The sequence below is a fragment of the Nocardioides sp. NBC_00163 genome, assembly GCF_045206295.1.
Taxonomy (GTDB): Bacteria; Actinomycetota; Actinomycetes; order Propionibacteriales; family Nocardioidaceae; genus Nocardioides.
Window position 1 is genome coordinate 1,217,502 of record NZ_CP108155.1, and the last position, 25,666, is coordinate 1,243,167.

General features: G+C 70.4%; 19 protein-coding genes. 1 reads left to right on the top strand and 18 read right to left on the bottom strand.

Going from position 1 to position 25,666, the window contains the following annotated elements; translation table 11 throughout:
* Nucleotides 1–349: 349 nt before the first annotated feature.
* The 7 genes from OG801_RS05845 to OG801_RS05875 form a co-directional block, all read right to left on the bottom strand.
* Entirely contained in the window at nt 350–1,312 is a 963-nt protein-coding gene (locus tag OG801_RS05845) for a GNAT family N-acetyltransferase (protein WP_355021781.1), read from the bottom strand.
* A gap of 65 nt (nt 1,313–1,377) precedes the next feature.
* A complete protein-coding gene (locus OG801_RS05850) occupies nt 1,378–1,494 on the bottom strand; it encodes a hypothetical protein (protein WP_406034408.1) in 117 nt (38 codons plus the stop codon).
* Entirely contained in the window at nt 1,439–1,810 is a 372-nt protein-coding gene (locus OG801_RS05855; RefSeq protein WP_406034410.1) for a DUF5990 family protein, read from the bottom strand. Before OG801_RS05855 ends, OG801_RS05850 begins: the two co-directional genes overlap by 56 nt.
* A gap of 50 nt (nt 1,811–1,860) precedes the next feature.
* Nucleotides 1,861–4,065, bottom strand: a complete 2,205-nt coding sequence (locus OG801_RS05860; RefSeq protein ID WP_406034412.1) for a transglycosylase domain-containing protein — start codon at nt 4,063–4,065, stop codon at nt 1,861–1,863.
* A gap of 265 nt (nt 4,066–4,330) precedes the next feature.
* Nucleotides 4,331–4,756: a ribonuclease domain-containing protein gene (locus OG801_RS05865; RefSeq protein WP_160028510.1), complete on the bottom strand. Its 426-nt coding sequence runs from the start codon at nt 4,754–4,756 to the stop codon at nt 4,331–4,333.
* Nucleotides 4,757–4,866: 110 nt separating this feature from the next.
* Complete coding sequence (locus OG801_RS05870) at nt 4,867–5,520, bottom strand: response regulator transcription factor (protein ID WP_355021784.1); 654 nt, start codon at nt 5,518–5,520, stop codon at nt 4,867–4,869.
* Nucleotides 5,517–6,800, bottom strand: coding sequence for a sensor histidine kinase (locus tag OG801_RS05875; protein WP_406034415.1), 1,284 nt, complete (start codon nt 6,798–6,800; stop codon nt 5,517–5,519). The genes OG801_RS05870 and OG801_RS05875 overlap by 4 nt, the downstream gene beginning before the upstream one ends.
* Before the next feature lie 118 nt (nt 6,801–6,918).
* Here OG801_RS05875 and OG801_RS05880 point away from each other — a divergent pair, with 118 nt between their 5' ends.
* Nucleotides 6,919–7,671, top strand: a complete 753-nt coding sequence (locus OG801_RS05880) for a GAP family protein (RefSeq protein WP_406034416.1) — start codon at nt 6,919–6,921, stop codon at nt 7,669–7,671.
* Between the two features lie 3 nt (nt 7,672–7,674).
* Here the strand turns inward: OG801_RS05880 and OG801_RS05885 are convergent, their stop codons facing one another.
* The 11 genes from OG801_RS05885 to rhaI form a co-directional block, all read right to left on the bottom strand.
* Nucleotides 7,675–8,517 (bottom strand): hypothetical protein, encoded by an 843-nt coding sequence (locus tag OG801_RS05885; RefSeq protein WP_406034418.1) that lies wholly within the window; start codon nt 8,515–8,517, stop codon nt 7,675–7,677.
* A 31-nt stretch (nt 8,518–8,548) separates the two neighbouring features.
* Complete coding sequence (locus OG801_RS05890) at nt 8,549–11,317, bottom strand: family 78 glycoside hydrolase catalytic domain (RefSeq protein ID WP_406034420.1); 2,769 nt, start codon at nt 11,315–11,317, stop codon at nt 8,549–8,551.
* Nucleotides 11,318–11,376: 59 nt separating this feature from the next.
* On the bottom strand, nt 11,377–14,541 hold the full coding sequence (locus OG801_RS05895; RefSeq protein WP_406034422.1) for a family 78 glycoside hydrolase catalytic domain: 3,165 nt from the start codon (nt 14,539–14,541) through the stop codon (nt 11,377–11,379).
* 93 nt (nt 14,542–14,634) lie between these two features.
* Nucleotides 14,635–15,246, bottom strand: a complete 612-nt coding sequence (locus tag OG801_RS05900; RefSeq protein WP_406034423.1) for a lactate utilization protein C — start codon at nt 15,244–15,246, stop codon at nt 14,635–14,637.
* Nucleotides 15,239–16,699, bottom strand: a complete 1,461-nt coding sequence (locus tag OG801_RS05905) for a lactate utilization protein B (protein WP_406034425.1) — start codon at nt 16,697–16,699, stop codon at nt 15,239–15,241. The genes OG801_RS05900 and OG801_RS05905 overlap by 8 nt, the downstream gene beginning before the upstream one ends.
* Nucleotides 16,696–17,436 (bottom strand): (Fe-S)-binding protein, encoded by a 741-nt coding sequence (locus OG801_RS05910; protein WP_406034427.1) that lies wholly within the window; start codon nt 17,434–17,436, stop codon nt 16,696–16,698. The genes OG801_RS05905 and OG801_RS05910 overlap by 4 nt, the downstream gene beginning before the upstream one ends.
* Nucleotides 17,437–17,477: 41 nt before the next feature.
* On the bottom strand, nt 17,478–17,705 hold the full coding sequence (locus tag OG801_RS05915; protein WP_355020528.1) for a helix-turn-helix domain-containing protein: 228 nt from the start codon (nt 17,703–17,705) through the stop codon (nt 17,478–17,480).
* Between the two features lie 74 nt (nt 17,706–17,779).
* The gene (locus OG801_RS05920; protein WP_406034429.1) at nt 17,780–20,878 is read right to left on the bottom strand and encodes a glycosyl hydrolase; all 3,099 of its coding nucleotides are present in this window, start codon (nt 20,876–20,878) and stop codon (nt 17,780–17,782) included.
* A gap of 23 nt (nt 20,879–20,901) precedes the next feature.
* Complete coding sequence (locus OG801_RS05925) at nt 20,902–22,377, bottom strand: rhamnulokinase family protein (protein ID WP_406034431.1); 1,476 nt, start codon at nt 22,375–22,377, stop codon at nt 20,902–20,904.
* On the bottom strand, nt 22,374–24,404 hold the full coding sequence (locus tag OG801_RS05930) for a bifunctional aldolase/short-chain dehydrogenase (protein WP_406034433.1): 2,031 nt from the start codon (nt 24,402–24,404) through the stop codon (nt 22,374–22,376). Before OG801_RS05930 ends, OG801_RS05925 begins: the two co-directional genes overlap by 4 nt.
* A complete protein-coding gene (rhaI, locus tag OG801_RS05935; protein WP_355020524.1) occupies nt 24,401–25,570 on the bottom strand; it encodes an L-rhamnose isomerase in 1,170 nt (389 codons plus the stop codon). The genes OG801_RS05930 and rhaI overlap by 4 nt, the downstream gene beginning before the upstream one ends.
* Nucleotides 25,571–25,666: the final 96 nt, after the last annotated feature.

A 25,666-nucleotide genomic window follows, 5' to 3' on the forward strand; every position in this document is an offset into this window, starting at 1 on the left:
TCTGACTTGCGTACGACGGGCGTCGCTGCCGAAGCCTCCAGAACCGAAGATGCAGGTCAGGGCGCCTCAGCGAGAGAACTCATAATCCTTGGGTCGCGGGTTCGAGCCCCGCACGGCCTACCACGCACAACTGCCGGCGGGGCGATCTCCTACGCTCGCGCAGACGCCTGCCGTGAAAGGAATTTTTCTTTCACCGACGATCGGACACGAGCGGCTGAGCAATTCCTGGTCACTAGGCTTCGCCAAGTGCCGCTTCTGATGATCGATCTGGACAGCACGCTGTTGGATCGGGCTACGGCATTCCGCGCTTGCTGGCCACCTCCCGGCCCAGCGCCTAGAAGCGGCCCAGCTACCAACGATCGGTGCGCTGGACCTCGTGCATGAGCTCGATCTTGCGGAAGCCGAACTGCCTGTTGATGCGCTGCATCACGTCGTTCGACGGGTCGGTCCAGGTGTGGATGCTGGTGCGTTCGGGGTGGTCGCGCTGGACGGCGGCGAGGGTGGCGACCTTGAGGGCGAGGCCGAGCTTGTGGCCGCGGTGGGCGGTCTTGACGAAGGTGTCGTCCTGGATGGCCTCGTCGCTGCCGTGGGCCAGGAAGATGACCGAGTAGCCGACCAGCTCGCCGGTGAGGATCTCGCGGGCGGCGGCGGTGATGCGGTCGTAGGAGCGGGCGGTGCTCTTCTCGGCCGAGCGGATGCGGTCGGCGGTGTGGGCGACCATGTCTTGCTCGGTCTTGCCCGGCATCTCCTTGCCCATCTGGTTGCGCAGGCCGACGAACTGGGCGAGCAGGTCCTCGGGGGTCCGGTCCTCCCACATCAGGAGCTCGTAGCCGAGCACGTTGAAGGGCTTGTGGGGCAGCGGGAGGTCGGCAGCGAGGTGGTCCTCGCGGCGTACGGACTTGAAGCCGAGCGCCCGCGCGAAGGCCAGGGACGACTTCGGGGGGATGGTCACCTCGGCGGTCGTCAGGGTGCGGCCGCTGGTGCGGCGTACGTCATCGGCGGCTCGCCACAGCTCGGTGCCGACCCCGCGCCAGCGGTGCACGGGGAGGACGTGGATGCCCAGCTCGACGACGTGGCTCCGCTCCTCCTCGGGGAGGTCGAGCTCAGCGATGCCGATCGTCTCGCCCTGCTCCTTCGCGGCGAGGAGTACGCGGCGGCCGTGGTCGTGCGGGGTGCGCACGGAGTTTGCGAGCGCCTCGAAGGTGCGATGCGACGCGTAGGGTCGATCGAAGGCCATCGATGCCGCCTCCACGGCGTACCAAGCCTTCAGAGCGGTGTCATCGTGGACGTCGACGGGGGCGATCACAGACACGGGCACTATCTAACCGTGTCGGGCAAGGTCGTGGGAACTGAGGTCCCCCAGCAAGCGTTGACACGTCATCTGTTTCGGAGCTGGAGGGCCGGTGCGGCCAGTCGAGCGCATCGCGGGCCACCGCACTCATCGGTGAGGTCGACGGTGGCGATGACGTGCTGACCGGTCCGGCCAGACGCCACCAGTGGGACGAGGTCGTCGAGCATCAAATTTGGCGCGACGGAACATCGTGAACCCGTCGCCGCCCACGTCACCCCAAGTCAGATAGACGAACCTGGCTCCGCGTCTGCCCTGCACCGCGTCGCCGCGGAAGTCGAGACCCGCGTCGACATCGAGGAGCTCGATCTCGATCTTCCAGACCGCGCTCTCACTGTCGCCGCGCACCAGGTCGACCGGGTGCTTTCCCCGCTGGATGCCGACATGGACGTTGTGGCACGGGCCGTCCTCGAGTTCCCAGGTCCGGCCCGGAAGGTTGTGGCCACGGATCTCGAGCAGCACCCTGTCACCATCCCACTGCCGTTCGCCCATATCCCCGCCGCTCAGTCGTCTCAGAGCGGGCCGGGCTCGGTCTCGGGGTCGTCGGGGTCGGGGTCCGGAGGACCGGGCGTCTTGGTCGGCGTCGGAGTAGGCGTCGGGGTCGGCGTCGGGGTGGGTGTCGGCGTGGGCGTCGGCGTGGGCTCCTGGGACGGCGGCGGTGTGTTCGACGGCTCCGGCTCCTCGGTCGGCTCGGGATCCGGGCTCGGCGGGACGTACGGCGCGTGGCCGGACTCCGGGGCGTCACCGTCGAGCCCGGCCGGCGGCGGGAACTCCTCGTAGTCGAGCTCGTCGGTCAGCTGTCCCATGATCTCGACCCAGGTGTCGGCCGGGTAGTCGGCGCCGAAGAAGGTGTCGAGCCAGCCGTCGAGGGCGCCGCTGCCCTGTCCGCGGCTGTAGGCGACAGCGGTGGAGAGCTGCGGGGTGTAGCCGACGAACCAGGCCGAGGAGACCTCGTCCTTGTCGTTGGTCGCGGTGCCGGTCTTGCCGGCGGCCGGCTGTACCACCGCGCTGGCGGCCTGGCCGGTGCCGCTGGAGACGACCTGCTGGAGCGAGTAGGAGGTGTCGGCGGCGACGTCCTCGTCCATCGCCCGCTTGCTGCCCTCGGTGTCGTCGTGCTCGTAGATGACGGTGCCGTCGGCGTCGACCACCTTGGAGACGACAAAGACGTCGTTGTGCACTCCGCCGTTGGCGATCGTGGCGTAGGAGTTGGCCATGTTGATCGGGCTGACCGTCGAGTTGCCCAGCGTGAGCAGGAAGTTCTCGGGCTGCATGTCGCCGCCGGACTTCATCGGGATGCCCGGGTAGGCGGGGTCGCTGCGGTCGCCGCGCGGGATGCCGGAGCGTACGGCCATGTCGTAGACGTCCTTGCTGCCGTTGGGCAGCGAGTCGGACATCTCGACGAAGGCGGTGTTGATCGAGTCTTCCATCGCCTGGAGGCTGCTGACGTTGGAGCCGTAGCTGTGGCCGTTCGGGTCGGCGGCGCTCTGGCCGGAGTTGCGTACGTTCACACCACCGGGGAACTCCATCGGCGAGTTGCCGTTCCAGGTGTCCTTGAGCGAGTAGCCCGACTTCAGCGCCGCGGCGAGGGTGAACGGCTTCATCGTCGACCCGGCCATCGTGGCGCTGCTCGCGGCCCAGTTGATCTGGGACTCCAGGTAGTCCTGGCCACCGTAGAAGCCGCGCAGGGCGCCGGTCTTGACGTCGACCGTCGCCGCACCGACGTGGAGCTCGTCCTTCACATCGCCCTCGATGTACGCCTTCTTGTCGTCCGGACGTACGTCGTTGACCGCCTGCTCCGCAGTCCGCATCGTCTTCTTGGTCAGCGTGGTGGTGATGCGGAGCCCGCCGCCGTTGATCTCGTCCTCGGTGACCAGCGGGTTGCCCTGCTCGTCCTCGAGCTTGAGGAGCTCGTCGCGGACAAGCTTGAGCGCGTGACCCTTCTGCCCGCCGTAGCGGCTGTCGGAGCGCGGCTTCTTGAACTTCGGCAGCGACTCCTTGGCCTTCTCCCCCTCGGCGGCGTCGACCATCTCCATCTTGACCATCGAGTTGATGACGTAGCGGTAGCGGCCCTCGAGCTCGGCGACCGCCTCCTCGCCGTTGCTCGGGTCGAGGTCGTTGGGGTCGTTGAGGATCGCGGCGAGCGCGGCAGCCTCCTGGAGGGTGAGCTCCGCGGCCGGCTTGTCGAAGTAGGCGTTCGATGCCGCCTCGATGCCGTAGGCGCCACGGCCGAAGTAGATGGTGTTGAGGTAGCCAGCGAGGATGTCCTCCTTGGACTTCTGCCGGCTGATCTTCAGCGAGATGACCGCTTCCTTCACCTTGCGGGTGTAAGTGCGCTCCTGGGTGAGGTAGAGGTTCTTGACGTACTGCTGGGTGATCGTCGAGGCGCCGGACTGGGCGCCTCCGGTGTTGTTGTTGACCACCGCGCGCATGATGCCCTTGATGTCGATGCCGCTGTTGGTCCAGAACGTACGGTCCTCCGCGGCGACCGCGGCGTCCTTCATCAACTGCGGGATCTCGTCATAGGGCAGCGAGTCGCGGTCCTGCGAGTCGGCGATGTAGCGCCCGAGCTCGTCCTTGCCGCCGCGGTAGTAGACGAAGGAGGTCTCCTTCTCGTACGCGGCGTTGGCGCTGGGGATCGGGATGGCGTTGTAGGCCACGATCACACCCAGGGCGCCGATCAGCGCGCCCACCAGAATCACGATGAAGAAGGCCTTCAAGACCTTCCTTCCACGCTTCTTCTTCGGCGTCGGCGTGGGTATGTAAGGCGGATTGCCCTGCCAGCTCAAGATGTCCCCTCCCGCGGTCACAAACGTCCCTAGAGTACGGCGGGCTCCCACGCCCTTCGCGATCCTCGGACCCGTGTTTGCGGCGTCTCAGCGGCGTCTCAGCGAGGTCTCAGGGATCTCCAAGCGTACGAACGGGCCTCCGACCTGGGCCGGCGATGCCGTGTCTGCCCAGGTCAGAGGCCCGTTTCCGGAACACTCAGACCAGGAAGTAGAAGGTGCTGTAGTGGTCGGGAGTGAAGTAGACGTCACCCGTTGTGGTGTCGACCACGAGCCGGTAGGACTGGCGCTGCGCACCGCATTCGCGCGGGGTCACGTCGAACTCGAGGTAGGAGTGGCCCGAGGGCAGCTCGCCCTCGTAGTTGTTGTAGGTGCCACCGGAGAAGTTGCAGGTGCCGGTCGGCGGCCAGTCGTGCCAGCCACGGTTGGACGGGTAGCCCAGCGAGGCCCAGACCTCGTTGGAGTCGAGGGCCTCGGCGCAGCCCTTGTGGGTGCAGCTCTCGATCCAGTCGGCCTGGGCGGCAGGAGCGAGCGCGACGCTCCCACCGAGCAGGCTGGTGGTGGCGACGAGACCTGCGAGGAGCAGCTTGATCATCGTGAGCACGGAGCGGTTCTTCCCGGACATGAATCCTCCAGTGTGTGCGTTACGGACGGTTGGTAATTCTGCTACCTGGCGCGTCCGGATGGGGGCTCCGAAGGTCACGAACCGGTGAACTCTGGGGTGTGGGCGCGTCTTCAGACGATGCCCGCCTCGCGGGCCACGATCGCCGCCTGGACCCGCGAGGCGACCCCGAGCTTCGCCAGGACGCGGGAGACGTGGGTCTTCGTGGTCGCCTCGGAGATCACCAGCCGCTGGGCGATCTCGGCGTTGGACAGGCCTTGTCCCAGGGCCGCGAGTACGTCCCTCTCCCGGGGTGTGAGGTCTTCAGGAAGTGGTACGGCGGCCGTGGACGCCGGGACGGATCGGTCCGGCGCGCCGGCGAGCTCGGCGAGCACCCGGCGGGTCACCTCCGGGGCGACCACACCGTCGCCGGCGGCGACGTGCCGGACGGCGTCGACCAGGTCGGACGCCTCCGCCGACTTGAGCAGGAAGCCGGCCGCGCCGGCGCGGAGGGCACCGAAGACGTACTCGTCCAGGTCGAAGGTGGTCAGCACGAGTACGTCGGCGAGCCCCTCCTCGACGACCTGGCGGGTCGCCGTCACGCCATCGGTGCCGGGCATGCGTACGTCCATCAGCACGACGTCGGGGCGCAGAGCCCGCGCGTTGGCGACCGCGGTCGCGCCGTCGGCGGCCTCCCCCACCACCTCGATGTCGCCGGCGGTGGCGAGCAACATGCGCAGACCGGCGCGGATGGCGGCGTGGTCGTCGGCGAGCAGAACGCGGATCATGCGCTCGCTCCCGGGAGCGGCAGGGTCGACCGGACCCGCCAGCCGGGGCCGTCAGGGCCGGCCTCGAAGGTTCCGCCGAGGGCTTCGGCGCGCTCGCGCATCGACACCAGTCCGGTGCCGGTGCCGGCCTCGGCCGGGGGCTCCTTCGCGGCGCCGGCATCGGTCACCTCGATCTCGAGGGCGTCGCCGGGGATCAGACGCAGATGAGTGGTGCCGCCGCCGTGCTTGAGCACGTTGGTCAGGGACTCGCGCACGATCCGGTAGACGGCGTGGTCGACCGAGACCGGCAGCGCGAGGTCGGCACCGTCCAAGAGCCCGCCGGGGTCGTCGACCCGCAGCGGCAGGCCGGCCAGTCGCGCCTGTTCCAGGACGGGGCCGAGGTTGGCGGCGCGGGAGGCGGCGGTGAGGTCCTCGGCGTCGCCGGGATCGCCGTCGGAGCGCAGGACGCGGATCATCGCGCGCATGTCGTCGAGCGAGGCCAGGCTCTCGGCCCGCACCGACCGCAGCGCCGCGCGGTCCCGTTCCGGGTCGTGCTCACCGGCCAGCGCCGCCCCCGAGGTCAGCGCGATGGCGGACAGGTGGGAGGCGACCACGTCGTGCAGGTCCCGGGCCACCGCGGAGCGCTCGGCCCGGACCGCGTCGTGCCGCTCGGCGTCGGCCAGCCGCAGCAGCGCGGCGCTGCGTTCGCGCTCGAGCCGGGCCCGGTCGTCGGCGGCGTCGGCGAGCTCGCTGCCCTGACGTACGTTGCTGCCCCACCACATCGGGGTGACGACGATCGCGAAGAGGGTGAGTGCGAGCACGACGGGGGTGCGCGGGTCCGAGGTGGCCGCGGCGGAGGCGACGACCGCAGCACCGATGGCCACCGCGACGGCGACGGTGGCGATGCGTCGCGCCAGCGGCGATCCGTGCAGCTGGCCGGCGAAGAGCGCGTCCCAGAGCACCACCACCATCGCGATGCTGCTCCCGATCAGCAGATCTGCCCCGAAGCAGAGGGCGACGACGGTCTGCACCGCGAGCGGCCGGCGCCGCTTGAGCACGAGCGCCCCGGCCGCGAGGGTGAGGGGGACGAGATGCCACCAGGTCGGCACACTGTCCAGGTCGATGCCGAACGGGTGCAGACCGCGTACGCCCCCGACCTGACCGAGTGCGTGCAGCGCGAGGCCGGCGGCGAGGACGATCACGGCGTCGAGCCAGGCCAGCCGGCGGTCCGCGGCGCGCAGGCTCGTGCCACCGCCGAGAAGCGCCGCGGGCAGCTGCTGCAGCAGGGTCGGACGGTCCACGACACCATCTCAGCACGTACGCCGCCTCCTCGGGGTCATCCGAAGGATGTATCTCCGCGCCGAAGGATCACCGGTTCGACCGACGCGCGTGCGGCCGGCCGCGCGCGAACCTCGGGGCATGGACATCGACCTCGGCCCACTCACCGGCGATCTGGGCGGCACCGCGACGTACGTCGCACTGGCGGTGCTGGCACTGATCGACTCGACCAGCTTCGGCACCCTGCTGATCCCGGTGTGGCTGCTGATGGCACCCGGCCGGGTGCGGCCCGGACGGATCCTGGTCTACCTGGGCGCGATCGCCGGGTTCTACGCGCTGCTCGGCATCGCGATCCTGCTGGGTGGCTCGGCCGTGGCCGATGCGCTCACCGGGCTGCGCGACTCGCGCACGTTCCTGTGGGGACAACTGCTCGTCGGTGTCGGTCTCTTCGCGTGGAGCTTCAAGCTGGACCCGCCCAGGTCGGCGAAGGGCCAGACCGATGCCCCGGAACCGCCGCGCCGCCTGCTCCGCTGGCGCGAGCGGGCGGTCGCCTCCGAGTCCGGATCGGCCTCGGCGCTCGCCGCGCTGGCGGTGCTCGCCGGGCTCGTCGAGGCCGCCTCGATGCTCCCCTACCTGGCCGCGATCGGAGTGATCGGGACCCAGGGGCCGGACTGGCCGGTCTCGGGACTATGGGTGCTCGGCTACTGCGCGGTGATGATCGCTCCGGCGCTCCTGCTCACCGCCGCGCGCGTCTTCGCCGCTCCCCTGGTGGCGCGCCCGCTGGCCCTCCTCGACGGCTGGCTGGTCAAACACGCCGCGAGTGCGACGGCATGGGCCGTGGGGATCGTCGGGTTCCTGCTCGCCCGGGCCGCGCTCGGGCCGCTCTTCGGCTGAGCCTCACTCCCAGCCGCAGTAGCCGGGCAGGAAGTCGTAGAGGGCGGTCTTCTGCGCCTTGCTGAGCGGGAGGAAGTAGTTGGCGCCGTCCGGAACGTCGGGGCCGCCGACATGGACGCGGAAGAGGCTGCCCACCTTGTCGTCGGCGAGGGCGTGCGGGTCGCAGCGAGCCGGCAGGACCCGCAGCTCCAACGTGGTCGGCTCGCCCGTCATCGGGAGCGGGGTTGCTCGTGGCCAGGTGGGTGTCTCGGCCGTGAGCTGGAAGAGCACCGTGCCCTCCCAGCCGTCGAAGGTGACGTCCGGGAGAGCCTCGGTCGGGGCGAACGTGACCGGGAGGACGAAGACGCTCTGCTTGCCCTCACCCTCGACCCGGGGCTCGCCGACGGTGATGTCGGCGGCCTCGGTCAGGGTGCGCTCGGCGCAGTCGCGGTCGAGGAGGCGGTCGACGTTGGCGTACCTGTCCTCGGCCTTGCCGGTGCTGGTGCGCCACTCCCCCTCTTCGCCCGTCTCGCGCCAAGTGATGGTCAGGTCGGCGTCGCCGCCCTCGCCGCACTTCCCGCGAGGCATGTCGAAGTCGAAGTCCATCTCGGGGTCGACCGGTTCCGAGCCCGTCCATCGGGCCCGGAACCGGTCGCTGCCCACCTCGAGGCGCGAGACCTCGATCGAGGTGCCGGTGTCGTTGACGAGGCGTACGAACGCCTCACCGGTGTTGCGCTGGAGCCGGGTCTGGTCGAGGTAGGCGGTCAGCCCGTCGGGCCAGGCAGTCTCGCGCGGCTCGGTCGTGCCGCAGGCGGCCAGGGTCGCCCCGATCAGGAGACCCACGGCGAGCACGGCGATTCGGCGCACTGCCGCAGGTTAGCGGAGTCACGGCACCTGGTCATGCCCCTTTCTTGAAGGTCCAGGCACCGGAGCCGATCCGGTAGGAGGTGATGCCGTTCGCGGTCCCGAGGCGCTCCGGGGCGGTCCTGCCGGGGCCGGTGGCCAGGTAGGAGCCCTCGGGGAGGCGTACGACCGCGGTGACGTTGACCGGGATGGTGGCGCGAAGGGTGACGGCGTCGGCGGTGCGGGTCCAGGCGGAGGCGACGCGGCCGCGCTGGGTGGCCACCGAGCCCTTGGCGTGGGTCAGGCCGGTGGCCGGCACGGTGAGCTCGACCTCGGCGGCGCCGGGGGCGGTGGTGCGGATGCCGAGGACCGACTCGGTGACGTCGACGATGCCGCGCGAGCCCCAGCCGTGGGAGGCGCTGTTGGCCGAGCCGCTCAGCTCCCAGGCCTCGGGAGTGAAGGTGCCGCCGCCGGCGAGCCAGCCGGCCCAGCCGTAGTCGTCCTCGTTGGTCAGCAGGTTCAGGACGCTCTCGCCGGCGCCCGCCTCAGCGAGGGCCTCGAGCAGCACGTGGGCGGTCATCGGGCCCTGCTTCATCCCCTGGGAGGCGATCTGCTCACCGAGCACGGGCACGTCCTGCTCCGGTGCGACGCCGAAGGCGATGGCGTACGAGGTCGCGTGCTGTCCGGCATGGGCGGACTGGGTGCCGTCGGCGAGCAGGCCGTCGACGTAGGACCCGTCGGCCGTGCGCAGCGCCTGGTTCATCCGCGTCGCGAGGGCGTCGGCGTCCGAGCGGAGCGCGGCGACCTCGGCGTCGGGGCGGTCCAGCTCCTCGCCGATCAGCGCGACCTTGCGGAGCACGTCGACGCCGAGCGCGTTGACCGTGGTCCTGGCGGCGGTGGTCATGTCGTAGCCGAAGCGGCCATGGGCGGGCCAGTCGACGATGCCGTACAGGTACTGGCCGGAGCCGCCGGACAGGTTGGTGACCAGACCCTGGGTCGGGCCGCTGGTGGCGATGTGTCGCCGGATGTAGCCGGCGGTGGCGGTGAGGTTGTCGTAGGCGTCCTCGAGCACGGCCTTGTCGCCGGTCTCGAGGTAGTAGCGCCAGATCCAGTCGGGGACGACCTCGGTGAAGTCGGGGATGTCGCGCTTGCCGTCGCCGTTCGGGTAGACCGCGTTGTAGCGGCCGGCGTCGTTGCCGGTGGTCCAGTAGCGCTCCTGGCTGAGCAGGAACTCCCGGATCGCCTGGCGGGACGCGACCCGCTCACGCTGGGAGGACATCAGGCCGATCGAGATGTTGGCGGTGTCGTGCAGGAACTGGCCCTGCTCGCGCGTCGGGGTGTCGACGAAGGTCTCCTGGACCGAGTAGCGCAGCGAGCGGTCCATCAGGTCCCACACGTCGTCGAGGGTCGCGTCGGAGCTCTCGAAGGTGGCGGCGCCGTCCTCGTCGTACGCGGTGTGGACGACGGTCGCGGTCACGTCCTCGGCGGTGATCTCCTCCCCCGCGCCCGGGATCTCGAGGTAGCGGAAGCCCAGGTGGCCGACCGCCAGGTAGTCCTGCGCGCCGGCGGCCTGGGTGTAGGGGAAGGACATGTTGGTGCTCTGCGTCGAGAGGCCGGTGGTCGAGACCCGGCCGGTGTCGGCGAGCTCGTAGCCGGCCCGGATCGGGACCTGTCGCCCGGCCACTCCATCTTCGAAGTGCACGCCGGGTCGGGCCGGGATGATCCTGCCGAAGTCCGCGACCGGGGTGCCGTCGGCGGCTTCGAGGATGCGCTCGGGGTGGACGACGGTCTCGGCGAGCCTTGTCTGCTGGCCCTCGAGGTGGGTGAACGGCGCCACCGGGTGCGCGCCGACGACCACGGCGCCGGACCACTGCGAGTCGTCGTAGCCGGGCTCGGTCCAGTCGCCGATCTGTTGGGCGGCCTGGCCGTCGAGGTGCTCGATCCAGAGGCCCTCGCCGTTGCGGGTGCCGACGGTGACGTACGGGCCGCGGCGGACCTTCCAGGAGCCGTCGGTGACGATCGTGGTCGTCTCCCCGTCGGCGTAGGTCAGCTCGAGCTTCAGGAGTACGCCGGGGATGCCCGCCGCGCGGCCCTGGCCGCCGCTGAACCAGTGCAGCTTCACGCCGAGAGCGAGGGTCTCGCCGGGCGTGACCAGGTCGGTGACGTCCGCGGCCTGGTAGTAGCCCTCGCTCGGGTAGCCGAAGTTGCTCATCCGGTCGGCCTGCTCGCCGCCGAGATAGAGCTCGGCGGTGTGGCTGGCCGCCAGGTAGCTGCGGGCGCTGACGATCCTGCCGTCCGGGACCTCGACCTCGGTGCGGGCCAGGGTCCACTCGTCGCGCTCCTGGGCGGGGTTGTCCGCGGTGCCCGGTGGTCGCCTGATCCAGCTCGCACCGGCCCAGTCGGTGTCGCCGAGCCCGGTCTCGAATGCCGCCTTCGCCGACCACCGCGAGGGGTGCTTGCGGCGGTCCCAGGTCATGACCCGCCAGGTGTAGCGGCTGCCGGGCTCGAGGGTCTCGCCGGCGTAGTCGACGTAGGACTGCTGCGCGGAGGTGACCTTGCGGGAGTCCCAGACGATCTCGCCGTCGGCGTCGCGTACCTCGATCTTGTAGGCGCTCTGCACCTCGTTGGCGTCGCTGTCCTGGGGCAGCCAGCCGAACCGTGGGGTCAGGTCGGTGTTGAGCGGTCGAGCGATGTCGTCGACGGTCAGACTGACGGGCCGATCAGGTGCGGTGTTGCCCGGGGCCGCCCCCGAGGGGGAGATTGCGGCCGAGAGGCTGGTGACGACCAGGGCGCTGGTGACGATCGCGGCCAGGCGGAGCTTCATGGGTTCCTCCGAGCGAGTTGATACGTTGCTGTGGCCGGATCCGGGCACAGCCTTCGGGTTCAGCAGACGGCGCGAAGCCGCTCGACCTCCGGGCTCTCACCCGAGCTCGTGCTGATGACATGGCAGCCGGAGGGCACGTCCTGGATCACCAGGTAGGAGCCCTCACGCGTAGCGGGCACGGGGCGCCCGTCGAGGAACACCTGCTCCCCGGACGGCGACGGCAAGAAGACCTCGGCCCGGGAGTTGCCGGGGACGCTCACGCCGAGGTCGACGCCACGGTCGGTCGTGGCGTACGCCGCGCCGATGCGTCCACGCAGGGTGGGCAGGGTGACGTGTGCCCACGGGACCCCGGCAGGCTGCGGCCGGACGCGGAACTCCTCGTAGCCGGGCATCAGGGGCTCGATGCCGAACATGCCGTGGGGCACGTTGTAGGCCGGGGACGCCGCCCAGGGGTGCGACCACGTCATGTTGGGCTTCAGCGAGGTGTCCCAGGCCTCGGCGGTGGCACCGGCTCCCTTCGCGATCATGTTGAGCCAGCTGCGGAGTCCCGTGCTCGTCAGCAGCTGGTGCGCGACGTCTCCGCGGTCGCCGTCGTAGAGGGCCTCGAGGACGAAGGCGGCGCAGTAGACGCTGCAGGCCATGCCACGGGTTCCGATGTAGTCCGCGGCCTGCTGCGCGACCTCACCTCGTGCGAGTCCGAACGCCGTCGCAAACACGCTGGCCTGGATCGCCCAGTGCTGGATCGGGGTGCCGTCGGCGTTGAGACCGTCTCGGTAGGCACCCTTGGCCGAGTCCCACAGCCTGTCGTTGGCCGCGTTCCGGAGTCGGTCGGCGATGGCGGTGTACGTCGCCGCGTCGTCGTCGTGGCCCAGCGCCGTCGCGATCTCCGCCATGTCACGGAACGACCGGTGGCCGATCGCGTTGATGACCGTGTTGTAGGGGCGGAAGACGTAGCCGTCGCGCTCGGACGCGGGCCAGTCGACGATGTCGCAGTCGGTGCAGGAGCTGGAGCCGTTGGATCCGCTGTTCTTGCGGATGAGTCCCGTCGACGGCTCGACCCACTTGAGTGGCAGCTTCTCCTGCAGGGCGGTGTAGTTGCGGGCCAGGGCCGCGGTGTCACCGGTCTGCTGCCAGGAGTCGTGGAAGGCCAGGATCGTGTACATCGGCCACTCGGTCGGCCACGTCCTGCGGGTGAGCAGGTACTCCAGGGAGTAGTTGCCCAGGGTCGGGTCGCTGGAGACGAAGAAGTTGGCCATCATCTGCAGGTAGCTGTCGGCCTCATAGGCACCGCGCTCGCGGCTCCAGGAGTCGACGTAGAGGTCGTGGTTGGTGGCCTCGATCGTGTTGCGCGACAGGGCCCACACGCGATCGAGGTCGTCGTCGGCAGAGTCGAAGACCGCCTCGTCGGTGTCGAAGGGATAGACCTGCGCCAGGGCGGGGAAGTCGGCGGCGCCCAGACCGGTGGGAGCACCGATGACCTCGGCGTAGCGGAAGACCCGCATCCCCCAGGTCTCCAAGTGCTGCTGGCCCGCACGCAGCGTCCACCTGTCCTGGTAGGTGTTGCCGGTACGCATGGCGTACCGCACCGTCTGGGGCGCGGACAGCTCTTCACCGAACCGGAGGTCGAGCACCTGTCCCGCCGTGCCGTCGACGTCCAGGGAGAGACCGCCGATCCACGTCCGGCCGTAGTCGATGAAGTAGTGGCCGGGCGCCTTCTCCACGACGCTGACCGGCGCCCTCAACTGCTGCTCCACCTTCGCCGTGGGGGCGGCGCGGAGGTCGCCGAAAGCCGGACGCACCGCGGCGTCGCTCCAGCCGGAGTCGTCGAAGCCCGGCTCGGCGAAGCCCTCGGGCCACTGGGCCGACTGCAGGTTCTCCTTCGGTGCCGAGAAGAACGAGGTTCCGATGCTGCCGGCGGAGGGGAAGACGAGGCCGCCGGAGCGGCTCCGCCACTGCGGACCGCTCACGATCGCGTCACGCGTGCCGTCGGCGTACTCCACGACGAGCCGCCCGAGGAAGCGCCGGTCGCTGCTCGTCCAGCCGAGCACCCCGATCGCGTTCTCGGCTCCCGGCCGCAGTGCGTCGGTCACGTCGAAGCCGTCGTAGCGGGCCTCGCCGCGGATCGGCTGCGTCGGCCCGAGACCGACGAACTCGCCGTTGAGCCACGCCTTGTAGACGTACTGCCGGCCCGGCGCGGTCGAGGATGCGGTCGCATAGAGGGTGGCGGCCGCGATCGGCTTGTCGGGCAGCGTGAACTCGTGCCGGAGGAAGGCCCAGTCCTGCGATTCGACACCGTAGATGCAGTTGGCGTTCGTGCCGACCTCGAGCCAGCCGCCCACCGCGGCGCCGCAGGCGAAGTCACTGCTGGCGGAGAAGTCGTCGGTGTAGAGGACCTCGCCGGTGGCGGAGGTGACGGTCAGGTCGTCCCACGCGTTGCGCTCGGACCCGCCCGTGCGGAAGCCGACCGAGCCGGCGGCGAAGTCGGTGAGGGTGCGGGTGTCGACGAGGGTGTCGTCGAGCCACGTGCGGATGGTGGTTCCCTCTGCCTGGATGCGCAGCCGGTAGGACGTGTCGCGGACGAGGGGCTTGGCCAGCGCCACCGAGTCGAGCTGGGTGAAGGTCCCGCCCACGCGCTTGTGGGGAGCGAAGGTGTTCACCCCGTCGCCGCGGAACTGCCACATGTAGTAGTTGCTGGCGTCCGCGGCCCGGAAGGCGATGGTGGCGTTCTGGGACGTGATCCGGAAGGTGGTGTCGATGGTGACGTCACCCCAGGAGATCGTGCGGGTCTGGGTGAGCCAGATGGGCTCGGCCTGGCCCCACTCCTGACCGGGGCCGGTGGTGAAGGTGGAGACGCTCGACCAGTCCGAGCCCTTTCCACGGCCGTCCCAGGTGCGTACTCGCCACTGGTAGGTCTGCTCGGGCTCGAGCGCCGGACCGGCGTAGGGCACGTTGGTGCTCGCCGAGGACCTGACGCGACCGGAGTCCCAGACTCCGGCGGCTCCGATGCCCTCGCTGATCCGGGCGACCTGTACGCGGTAGGCGCTCTGCTCGGCGAAGGGGACGTGCCAGGCCAGCAGCGGCGAACTGAGGTCCTCCACGTCGCGCGGCGAGGACAGCTGCGAGATGGTGAGGTGGGTAGCCGCCGCGCCGTCGACAGCCACGGCCGGGACCGGCACCGCGACGACGAGGACACTGATCACGATCGCGGCCAGGCGGAGCTTCATGGGGGTCCTCCGGAGCGGGATTGATACGTTTCAGAGCACTCCGAAGACTATGACCACCGTCACACGATCGGGAAGGGTCGTGGCCGGATCCGGTCACCGTTTGCCGGCGACCACCAGGACGTGGAGGGTGCGGGGGCCGTGTACGCCTTCGACGCGGTCGAGCTCGATGTCGCTGGTGGCCGACGGGCCGCTGATCCAGGTCTGCGGACGGGCGGGGTCCAAGACGCCGATGGCATCAGGTACGTCGGGGACCACCTGGTCCTCGCGGATCACGCAGATGTGGGTGTCGGGGACCAGCGAGATGGCTCGACGGCCCTGGTCGGGGGCGTGGTCGAGGACGATCGTGCCGGTCTCGGCGATGCCGACGCGCGCCTCGGTGACGACCGCTGCGATCCGGTCCAGCTCCGCGGCGGTCAGGGTGCCGTCGTCGACGATCGCCTCGGGGACCTGGACCGACAGGCCGGGTGGGACGACGACCCGGCCGCCGGCAGGCAGCGCGGCGGCGATGCGGCCCTCGAGCTTCTCGGCTCCACAGCGCTCGACCACGGCGCGGTAGTCGGCCACGCGTTCGGCGAAGTGGTCGACGACCTCGGGGGTCGCGACGGGCGCGAGGTCCCGCGGAGCGGACGTCTCGGGTAGCTCGACCGCCGAGCCGGCCAGTGCCTCGCGGACTCTGGCGAGGATCTCGGTGCGTGCGTCAGTCATCGATGCCATCTCCCTTTCGGCCGCCGTCGGTGCGGCCGCCATCCGTGCGCAGCCACCAGGCGCGGAAGCTCTCCCCCGGCGCGTCCGGCAGATCTCGGGCTCCGATCCAGGCGGCGGGTCCGAAGCGGCGCGCGAAGCGCATGCCGAGACCGGTGAAGCGCTCGACGGCGGAGAGGCGGCGCGAGCGCCCCAGGACGTACGCCGCACCCTTCATCGCCACGGCCTCCGGCTTCGGCACGCCACCTCGGTGGGCGTCGACCACCTGGGCGCGCAGGTCGACCAAGACGGAGGGGATGTCGATGCGTACCGGACAGACTTCGAAGCAGGCGCCGCACAGCGAGGAGGCGTACGGCAGCGAGTCGGTCTGGTCGTCGTGCCCGACGCCCTTCAGCAGGGGGTTGAGGATGGCGCCGATCGGGCCCGGGTAGACCGAGCCGTACGCATGGCCGCCGGTGCGCTCGTAGACCGGGCAGACGTTGAGGCAGGCCGAGCACCGGATACAGCGCAGCGCCTGCCGGCCGACTTCGTCGCCCAGGGCACGGGTGCGGCCGTTGTCGAGCAGCACCACGTGCACCTCCTGCGGGCCGTCGCCAGGGGTGATCCCGCTCCACGTCGAGGTGTAGGGGTTCATCCGCTCGCCGGTCGAGGACCGCGGCAGGAGCCTGAGCATCGGGTCGAGGTCCTCCCAGCGGGAGACGACCTTTTCGATGCCGACGACGGAGACCAGCACGTCGGGAAGGGTCAGGCACATCCGGCCGTTGCCCTCCGACTCCACCACGACGAGGGTGCCGGTCTCGGCGACCGCGAAGTTGGCACCGGAGATCCCGACCTTCGCACGCAGGAACTTCTCGCGCAGGTGCTCCCGCGCAGCAGCGGCGAGCACGGCCGGCTCGTCGGTCAGGTCGGCGGGCGCCGGACGGCCCGCGGCCCCCATCTTCGACCGGAAGATCTCGCGGATCTCGGCCCGGTTGCGGTGGATCGCCGGCACCAGGATGTGGCTCGGCAGGTCGTCGCCGAGCTGCACGATCAGCTCGGCCAGATCGGTCTCCCAGGCCGCGATGCCCTCCTCGGCGAGCGCCTCGTTGAGCCCGATCTCCTGGGTCACCATCGACTTGACCTTCACGACCTCCTCCGCGTCGTGCACCTTCGCGATCGCAGCGACGATCGCGTTGGCCTCGTCGCCGTCACGGGCCCAGTGGACGGTCGCGCCGTTGGCGGTCAGGGTCTCCTCGAGGCGTACGAGCTGGGTGTCGAGGTCGAGCAGCGCGCGCTCCTTGACCGCGGCACCGGCCAGGCGCAGCTCCTCCCAGTCCTCCACCTCGGCGACGACCTTGGCCCGCTTGGCGCGGATGGTGCCGGTCGCGTGGGCGAGGTTGTGGCGCAGCTGGGAGTCGGCGAGGGCCTCGCGGGCGGCCTCCGGGAAGGCCGGCATGCCGACGAAGGTGCCGCTCATCGCAGAGCCCCCTCGGTCGAGGCGAGGATCTCGGCGAGATGGACGGTGCGTACGCCCGAGCGCTGCCGGGAGAGCACGCCGCCGATGTGGGTCAGGCAGGAGTTGTCACCGGCGACCACGATCTCGGCGCCGGTCTCGCGGATGTGGCGGGCCTTGTCGGCGCCCATCGCGATCGAGGTGTCGGCGTTCTTGACCGCGAAGGTGCCACCGAAGCCGCAGCACTGGTCGGCGCCGGGCAGGTCGACCAGCCTGATCCCCCGCACCGACTCCAGCAACCGTCGCGGCCGGTCCCCCACACCCAGCATCCGCAGCGAGTGGCAGGTCGGATGGTAGGTCACTCGGTGCGGGTAGTAGGCGCCCACGTCCGTCACCCCCAGCACGTCGACGAGGAACTCGGAGAGCTCATAGACCTTCGGGGCGACCTCCGCGACTGCCCGCTCCAGGGCCTCGTCGCCGGAGCGGCGGGCCACGATCGAGTGCTGGTGCCGGGCCGAGCCCGCGCACGACCCGGACGGTGTCACCACGGCGTCGTAGCCGGCGAACGCGTCCACGAACGTACGCACCACCGGGACCGCCTCGTCCAGGTAACCGGTGTTGACCATCGGCTGCCCGCAGCACGTCTGCGCCTGCGGGAAGTCGACCTCGACGCCGAGCCGGCGCAGGAGGCGTACGACGGCCTTCCCTGTGCTCGGGTAGAGCGCGTCGTTGATGCAGGTGACCATCAGTGCGACTCGCATCGAGCAGCCTCCTTCGTCTGTCTAGTTGCCATCAAATCAGTTCAGATGAGTCCGGTGCGTACGGCCCGCACGACCGCCTCCACACTCGTCCCCGCTCCCAGCGCATCCGCGGCCGCCCGGAGACGGCGCCGCACGGTGCGCTCGGAGATGCCCAGCGCCCGCGCGATCCGCTCGATCGTGTAGCCCCGCGCGAACAACGCCAGCACCTCCACCTCGTCCGCGGGAAGATCGGTCGAAGAGGAAGGTCGTACGCCGCCCGAGGCCGCCACGGTTCACTCCTGTCTCAGCATGACGCTGATCGATGAATGGGCCGATGGATGGGCACGCGACCGGGACACCGAGCTCATCGGGCCACGACCTTCTCGACGTAGGGCACCAGACGCACCGGCCCGGCGAGCCCGTAGCTCTGCCTGGTCGCCACGCCGTAGACCGACGGGGTGACGGTGCGCAGCCGGTTGAGCAGCGTCGAGGCCACCTCGATCTCGATCGTGTTGGAGCCGGCGACCAGGGCGTGGCCCAGGTCGACCACTGGGTCCATCGGGTCGCACGGCGCCAACAGCCCGCCGTTGACGCGCACCCGGAAGGTGTCGTTGACCTCGCCGAGCTCGAGGTAGGCGCCGTCCTCCGCGGTCCAGTCGGTGCCCAGGTCGACGCTCGTGCGGTAGCGGCCGATGCCGGAGGCGTCCTCGAGACCGGCGACCTTCGACCAGGACTGCGGCGACGCGAGGTCGCTGGTCACGACCTCCTTCGTCGTGGCGAGGTCCTTGGGGTCGGCCGGGTTCGCCGGCTTCCAGTCCTCGAGCGCGAGGGCCCACGACTGCGGCGTCACCGGCTCACGGACGCGGTCGACGGCGACCTTCACCGTCCGGCCGTCGGCCTTGGTGAGCTCGAAGGTGCCGGCGGTCGTCGTGCGCAGCGCGACGTTGGCGCCCCGCGCCACCACGGCCTGGCCAGCGGTGGCGACGGGGAGAACAGAGCGGGCGACGCCCGCGCCCGGGGCCGCGAGAGCGACCACGGTGGACTGGCCCGGAACGAGATCGACCCGTACCCGGACCCGGTCACCGGCGCGCTCGTAGGCGGCGATCCGGGTGACCTCACCGGTCCACGCGTCCAACAGCCACGGCACCGCGGCGCGGTCGGTGGCTGTCAGCCAGACGTCCTGCTGCACCGGGTTGAGCCGCCGGTTCTCGGCGTGCCGGGCGTTGGCGAGGTAGTAGAGGTCGACCTTGCCGGTGACGCGCCGGACGTGCATCACCGTCGAGTCGGCGTGCTCGACGTCGCGTACGACACCGAGCGCGGCCAGCGCGTTGCCGACCTCGGCCTCGGGGACGGTGCGGGTGGTCGGCAGGGCGCCGATCTGGGCCATCAGCGAGCGCACCTCGGCGGTGGCCGCCTCGCTGTCGCGCCCGGCGACGGTGACCTGCGACCAGTCGCCGATGAGCACGATCGGCAGGCCCTTGCGACCGAGCGCGAGCAGCCGCTTCGCGCCGTCGATCTCCATCGTGAACGCGTTGCTGCGCAGGTTGTCGGGACCGACGACGACGGCCTTGTAGGCCGGACCGTTGGGCGCCAGGCGGCCGTTCGCGACGTCGACGCCGTCGAGCGCGAGCAGCGAGGCGCTGACGAAGGAGTGGGACCAGCCGAGCTTGGTGCCGTTGTTGGTGATCCACTGCGGGCCGATGCCGGTCGAGGCCCAGCCCTTGTGGCGCCAGAACGCGACGTCGTACTTCGGGGCGCCGGTCTGCAGCACCAGCTGGGTGCGGGCGAGGTAGGCGGCGATGCCGGGGATGTGCTGCCACTGCGGAGTGCGCGGCCCCCAGGCCTCGCCGAAGCCGATCGCGCCGTTGTAGTAGGGCGAGAAGGCCGCGAAGCCCGGCCAGGTGACGTCGGGCGCCTTCGCGTAGGGGAAGCCGTGGATCATCAGCTGGTTCACGCCGGCGACGAAGATGCTGTTGATCGTGAACAGCGCCTGGTTCTGGGCGGTCGGGCTGGTGCTGTTGGCGCCCCAGGTCGTGTTGTAGGCGGCGCCGTTGTAGCAGATCGCCTCGCAGGAGAGGACCGTGTGGCCGGCGAGGTCGCGGCCGGCGGCCATCACCCGGTAGTCGTCCAGGTTCTTGAATCCCAGGGACTCGGTCTCCGGTACGTCGACCACGGCCGAGTGCTGCATGGTGTCGGTCTCCAGTCCGTAGGGCTGGATCCGGATGCCCATGCCGAGCGTCTTCGCGAACTCCTGCATCGGGCGCAGGTGGTGGTCGCGGTAGAGGTCGGAGAGCACGATGTTGTAGTCGTCGCGGATCTCGTTGGTGCGCAGGCTGTCGGCGGTGGCGGGGTCGGTGGCCGCGATCGAGAACTGGTACTTCTCGTCCTTCTCCAGCACGAACGGCAGCCACGGCCGCAGGTCGTAGCCGTGCTTCGCCTCGAACTCGTCGAGGAGGTCGCGGGTCCAGATCGTCGCCTCGGTCTCGATCTCGAGGGAGTCCTCGAAGAGGTAGCCGCCCGCGGCGCGCAGCAGCGTACGCAGCTCGCCGTCGAGCACCCGGTCCTGCCACAGGTCGATGACCTTCTGGGCGCCGCGACGGTTGAAGTGGTCGACCACGTAGGCACGCGGCGAGGTGTGCGGGCCGGCCTCGGGCTCTTGGCCCGAGCCCCGCTGCCAGGTCGCGAGCACGACCCAGGTGGCGCCGGCCGGCTCGGCCGGCGCGGTCCAGGTGAGGTGCTCGCCCTGGACGCTCTCACTGAGGTCGAGGTAGGAGGCCGGGTCGAGGATCGTGCTGGTGATGTTGTTGTTGCGGTCGCGTACGTAACCGGTGACGCGGTGCGCCTGCACGGTCACCAGCTCTGCGCGGGTCACCGACGACGCCGGCTCCACGACGGGCTCAGGAAGCGCTGCGTCGTAGGACGACCCGGCACTGACGACCGCCTGTCCGTGCACGAGCTCGGTGCAGGCCGCGTCGTCGTCGGGCGTGATCGTCGGGACGGCGGCCGGCCAGGAGGGGCCGACCGTCAGGTCCACGCGTACGTCCCGCTTCGCCGCCTGCGCGAGCGCGGCCTTGACGCCGGCCACCCACGGCGCCGTCCCCCACCCGTGCATCGCGACGTCGATGTCGATGTTGCGGGCGCGCAGGCTGTGGGTGACGTCCGCGACCTCGAGCACGCCGAAGCCTGCGTCGGCGACCTGGTCGACCTCCCGCGCGATCTCGACCGGGTCGACGAGGCCGTGCGGCCACCACCAGCGGAAGCCCGCGGCGGTGGCCGTGCCCGGCTTGCGGAACGCCTTGACGAAGGCGTCCGGGAACCCGGCGGTGCCGGTCGCGGTCGCAGCCCCGGCGGGGGTCACGGCTGCGGTCGCGGTGACGCCGGCGGCAGCGGTGCCGATGGTGGCGGCCGCGGTGCCGAAGAGCGCGCGGCGGCTGAGCCGGGCGGTGGAGAGGAAGTCGGTCATGGGGGTGCCTTCGGGGAGCAGGGTCAGGAGATGCGGGCCTCTGCGGCGGCCCAGTCGAGGCCGTCGCGCGGCTCGAAGCGGCGTACGTCGTAGGAGCGGCGGACCAGGTCCCGCATCGCGGGGAGGTCAGGCAGGTCGGCCCCGAGAGCCCTGCCCTGGACCAGGACGTTTCCGAGTGCGGCCGCCTCGACCGGACCGGCGAGAACCGGCAGGCCGCAGGCGTCCGCGGTGAGCTGGCAGAGCAGCTCGTTCTGAGAGCCGCCGCCGACGACGTGGACGACCCCGGGCGAGGTTCCCGCGAGGGCGGCGGCGGTGCGTACGTGGCGACGGTAGGCGACAGCGAGGCTGTCGAGGATGCAGCGGGTGATCGCGGCCGGCGAGTGTGGGATCGCCTCGTCGGACTCCGCGGCCAGCGCAGCGATCCGCTCCGGCATCGGGTCGGCCGACGTGCTCGGGAAGAGCAGTCGCGGGTCGTTGATGTCGACGACCGTACGCAGCGGCTCGAGCTCCGCCGCGGCCGCGAGCAGCGAGCGAAGCTCGGCGCCCTGGTAGCGCCGCTCGCCCCACGAGCGCAGCGACTCCGACAGGACCCACAGGCCCATCACGTTCTTGAGGAAGCGGATGGTGCCGTCGACGCCGACCTCGTTGGTGAAGTCGGCGAGCCGGGCCTCCTCTGTCAGCACCGGCTGGTCGAGCTCGAGGCCGACCAGCGACCAGGTGCCCGAGGAGATGTAGGCGAAATCGCCGACCCCCGCGGGGACGCCGACGACCGCCGAGGCGGTGTCGTGCGAGCCCACCGCGACCACGGGTACGTCGATGGTGACACCCAGCTCGTCAGCGACGTCGGGCAGCAGCGTGCCGAGGAGAGAGCCCGGGTCCCGAAGGGGCGGGAGGACCCCTTCGGGGATCCCGAGCTCCCGGCACAGGTCGACCGCCCAGGTGCCCTGACGTACGTCGTAGAGCTGGGTGGTCGAGGCGTTGGTGCGCTCCGCGCCGATCGCACCGGTGAGCCAGTAGCCGAGCAGGTCCGGCAGCAGCAGCATCGTCTCGGCGGAGTCGAGGGCGGTGGTGCCGCGGGCAGCCACCAGCTGGTAGATCGTGTTGAACGGGAGCTGCTGGATGCCGGTGGTGCCGTAGAGCGTCGCCGCGCCGATCTGGGCGACGACCTTCTCGGCGATCCCCTCGACGCGGGCGTCGCGGTGGCTGAAGACCTGGCCGAGGAGCTGGCCGTCGTGGTCCAGCAGCCCGTGGTCGATGGCCCAGGAGTCGATGCCGATGCCGTGCAGCGGTCCGGTCCGGGCCACCTCGCGGATGCCGGTGAGCACCTCGCGATGGATGCCGAGCACGTCCCAGAAGAGCGAGCCGCGGACACGTACCGCCCCGTTCGGGAAGCGGTGCAGCTGGTCGATCTCGACCCGGTCGCCACCGATCCGGCCGGACATGACCCGGCCGGAGGTGGCGCCCAGGTCGACCGCCGCGACCCTGAGGTCAGGGCTCATCGCAAGAAGGCGGCGGCGACGCCGGCGTCGACCGGCACGTGCAGACCGGTGGTGTGGGTCAGGTCCGGGCCGCAGAGCACGAAGACGGCGTTGGCGATGTTCTCCGGCAGCACCTCGCGCTTGAGCAGGGTGCGCTGGGCGTAGAACTTGCCGAGCTCCTCCTCCTTGACCCCGTAGACCTCGGCGCGCTTGGCGCCCCAGCCTCCGGCGAAGATGCCGGAGCCCTGGACCACGCCGTCGGGGTTGATGCCGTTGACCTTGATCCCGTGCTCACCGAGCTCGGCGGCCAGCAGCCGGACCTGATGGGCCTGGTCGGCCTTGGCCGCGCCGTACGCGACGTTGTTGGGCCCGGCGAAGAGCGAGTTCTTCGAGGAGATGTAGACGATGTCGCCGCCCATCTCCTGCTCGATCAGCACCTTCGCCGCCGCCTTGGAGACCAGGAACGAGCCCTTGGCCATCACGTCGTGCTGGAGGTCCCAGTCGCGCTCGGTGGTCTCCAGCAGCGACTTCGACAGCGACAGGCCGGCGTTGTTGACGACCAGGTCGACACCTCCGAAGGCGAGCACCGCGGCGTCGAACATCGCCTGTACGGCGGCCTCGTCGGAGACGTCGGCGGCGAGGCCGACGGCGACGTCAGGGCCGCCGATCTCTTCCGCTGCGGCCTGCGCCTTGGCGAGGTCGAGGTCGGCGATCACGACGCAGGCACCCTCGGCGGCGAGCCGCTTCGCGGTGGCCTTGCCGATGCCGGAGGCGGCGCCGGTGACCAGGGCGACCCTGGTCGCCAGAGGCTTGGGGGCAGGCATCCGCTGGAGCTTGGCCTCCTCCAGCGCCCAGTACTCGATCCGGAACTTCTCCGACTCATCGATCGGCGCGTACGTCGAGAGCCCCTCGGCACCGCGCATCACGTTGATCGCGTTGACGTAGAACTCCCCCGCCACGCGGGCGGTCTGCTTGTTCTTGCCGAAGGAGAACATGCCGACGCCGGGGACCAGGACGATGAGCGGGTCCTTGCCGCGGATCGCGGGGCTGTTCTGGTCGGCGTGCCGGTCGTAGTAGCCCTGGTAGTCCTCGCGGTAGCTGACCGCGAGCTCCTTGAGGCGGGCGATCGACTCCTCGACGGTCGCGTTCGCCGGAAGGTCGAGGACCAGCGGCTTGACCTTGGTGCGCAGGAAGTGGTCGGGGCACGACGTGCCGAGCTCGGCCAGGCGCGAGTGAGCCTCGCGGGCGAGGAAGTCGAGGACCACGTCGGAGTCGTTGAAGTGGCCGACCATCGGCTGGTCTGCCGAGGCGATGCCACGGATCGTGGGGGCCAGAGCAGCCGCCTTCGTACGCCGCTCCTCCTCCGCCAGGGCCGCGTAGCCCTCGAGCGCGGGGCCGAACGGATCCGCCTTGCTGTGCTCCTCGATGTAGGCGGCCGCCGTGTCGATGATCCACAGCGAGTTCTTCTCGGCCTCCTCGGACGTGTCGCCCCATGCGGTGATGCCGTGACCACCCAGGACGCAGCCGACCGCCTGCGGGTTCTTCGCCTTGATCTCGGCGATGTCGAGACCGAGCTGGAAGCCGGGACGGCGCCACGGCACCCAGACGACCTGGTCGCCGAAGATCTCCTTGGTGAGGTTCTCGCCGTCGGCGGCGGTCGCAATCGCGATGCCGGAGTCGGGGTGGAGGTGGTCGACGTGGGCGGCGTCCACGAGACCGTGCATCGCGGTGTCGATGGACGGCGCCGCACCGCCCTTGCCATGCAGGCAGTAGTCGAACGCGGCGACCATCTCGTCCTCGCGCTCGACGCCCGGGTAGACGTCGACGAGCGCGCGCATCCGGTCGAGCCTGAGCACGGCGAGGCCGGTCTCCTTCAAGGTGCCGAGGTCACCGCCGGAGCCCTTCACCCAGAGCAGCTCGACGTCCTGGCCCGTCACCGGGTCGGTCGCGGTGCCCTTGGCGGAGGTGTTGCCGCCGGCGTAGTTGGTGTTCTTCGGGTCGGCGCCGAGGCGGTTCGAGCGCGCGATCAGTTCTGCTGCAGTCGTCATGACCATCCTGCCTGTGTGCCGCCGACTCGGGCGGTCTCGATCTGGTCCTGGTAGCCGCTGGCGAGGTAGGCGCGCATCGGGTCCGCGGCCAGGCCACGGTCCTCACGCCACCCGCCGAGGTCGGCGCGTACGTCGGTGTAGAAGGCGTCCATGAAGATCTCGTTGGCCAGGAGTACGTCGCCGTCCTCCTGCGCCGCGGCGAGGGCATCGGTGTCGAGCAGCAGCGCCCGCGCGGACATCTCCTGGACGTTGAGCACGGACCGGATCTGGCCCGGGATCTTCTTCTCGATGTTGTGGCACTGGTCGAGCATGAAGGCGACCCCGCCCTCGGCCACGGGCTTGAACCCGCCGCCACGGACCACCTCGACGATGATCCGGAAGAGCTGGAACGGGTCGGCCGCACCGACGATCAGGTCGTCGTCGGCGTAGAAGCGGCTGTTGAAGTCGAAGGAGCCGAGCTTCCCCAGCCGCAGCAGCTGCATCACGATGAACTCGATGTTGGTGCCGGGCGCGTGATGCCCGGTGTCGAGGCACACGACGGCCCGGTCGCCGAGGGCGCTGACCTGGGCGAACGAGGTGCCCCAGTCGGGGACGTCGGTGTGGTAGAACGCCGGCTCGAAGAACTTGTACTCCAGCACCAGGCGCTGCTCCTCACCGATGCGCTCGTAGATGGTCGCGAGCGACTCGGCGAGCCGGTCCTGGCGGCCGCGCATGTCGGCCTGCCCGGGGTAGTTGGACCCCTCGGCGAGCCAGATCTTCAGGTCGCGCGAGCCGGTCGCGTTCATCACCTCGATGCACTCGAAGTGGTGGTCGATCGCCTTCTGCCGGATCTTCGCGTCGGTGTGGGTGAGCGCGCCGAGCTTGTAGTCGTCGTCCTGGAAGGTGTTGGAGTTGATCGTGCCGAGCGCGATCCCCTGGTCCTCGGCGTAGCTGCGCAGGGCCGCGTAGTCCTCGACCCTGTCCCACGGGATGTGCAGCGCGACGCTCGGCGCCAGGCCGGTGAAGCGGTGGACGGTGGCCGCGTCGGCGACCTTCTCCTCGGGGGTGCGCGGTGTGCCCGGGGTGCCGAAGACCTTGAACCGGGTCCCCGAGTTTCCGTAGGCCCACGAGGGGACCTCGATCTCGAGGGCGGCCAGGTCGCCCGAGATCTGGTCGAACGTCGTCATCGGAGAGCCTCTCTGTGTTGCGGTTGAAAGGTTTCAAAGCGCGCGTCCGACGTTAGTGGCGCACGTCACGTGCGTCAAGAGCAGCGCGAACTTCGT

What these genes read in the sequence shown, in the direction of transcription:
- OG801_RS05930 (WP_406034433.1), bottom strand. Translation starts at nt 24,404, where the DNA reads ATGACGACTGCAGCAGAACTGATCGCGCGCTCGAACCGCCTCGGCGCC.
- OG801_RS05920 (WP_406034429.1), bottom strand. Translation starts at nt 20,878, where the DNA reads ATGACCGACTTCCTCTCCACCGCCCGGCTCAGCCGCCGCGCGCTCTTC.
- OG801_RS05890 (WP_406034420.1), bottom strand. Translation starts at nt 11,317, where the DNA reads ATGAAGCTCCGCCTGGCCGCGATCGTCACCAGCGCCCTGGTCGTCACC.
- OG801_RS05910 (WP_406034427.1), bottom strand. Translation starts at nt 17,436, where the DNA reads ATGCGAGTCGCACTGATGGTCACCTGCATCAACGACGCGCTCTACCCG.
- rhaI (WP_355020524.1), bottom strand. Translation starts at nt 25,570, where the DNA reads ATGACGACGTTCGACCAGATCTCGGGCGACCTGGCCGCCCTCGAGATC.
- OG801_RS05925 (WP_406034431.1), bottom strand. Translation starts at nt 22,377, where the DNA reads ATGAGCCCTGACCTCAGGGTCGCGGCGGTCGACCTGGGCGCCACCTCC.
- OG801_RS05870 (WP_355021784.1), bottom strand. Translation starts at nt 5,520, where the DNA reads ATGATCCGCGTTCTGCTCGCCGACGACCACGCCGCCATCCGCGCCGGT.
- OG801_RS05865 (WP_160028510.1), bottom strand. Translation starts at nt 4,756, where the DNA reads ATGTCCGGGAAGAACCGCTCCGTGCTCACGATGATCAAGCTGCTCCTC.
- OG801_RS05900 (WP_406034423.1), bottom strand. Translation starts at nt 15,246, where the DNA reads ATGACTGACGCACGCACCGAGATCCTCGCCAGAGTCCGCGAGGCACTG.
- OG801_RS05905 (WP_406034425.1), bottom strand. Translation starts at nt 16,699, where the DNA reads ATGAGCGGCACCTTCGTCGGCATGCCGGCCTTCCCGGAGGCCGCCCGC.
- OG801_RS05880 (WP_406034416.1), top strand. Translation starts at nt 6,919, where the DNA reads ATGGACATCGACCTCGGCCCACTCACCGGCGATCTGGGCGGCACCGCG.
- OG801_RS05895 (WP_406034422.1), bottom strand. Translation starts at nt 14,541, where the DNA reads ATGAAGCTCCGCCTGGCCGCGATCGTGATCAGTGTCCTCGTCGTCGCG.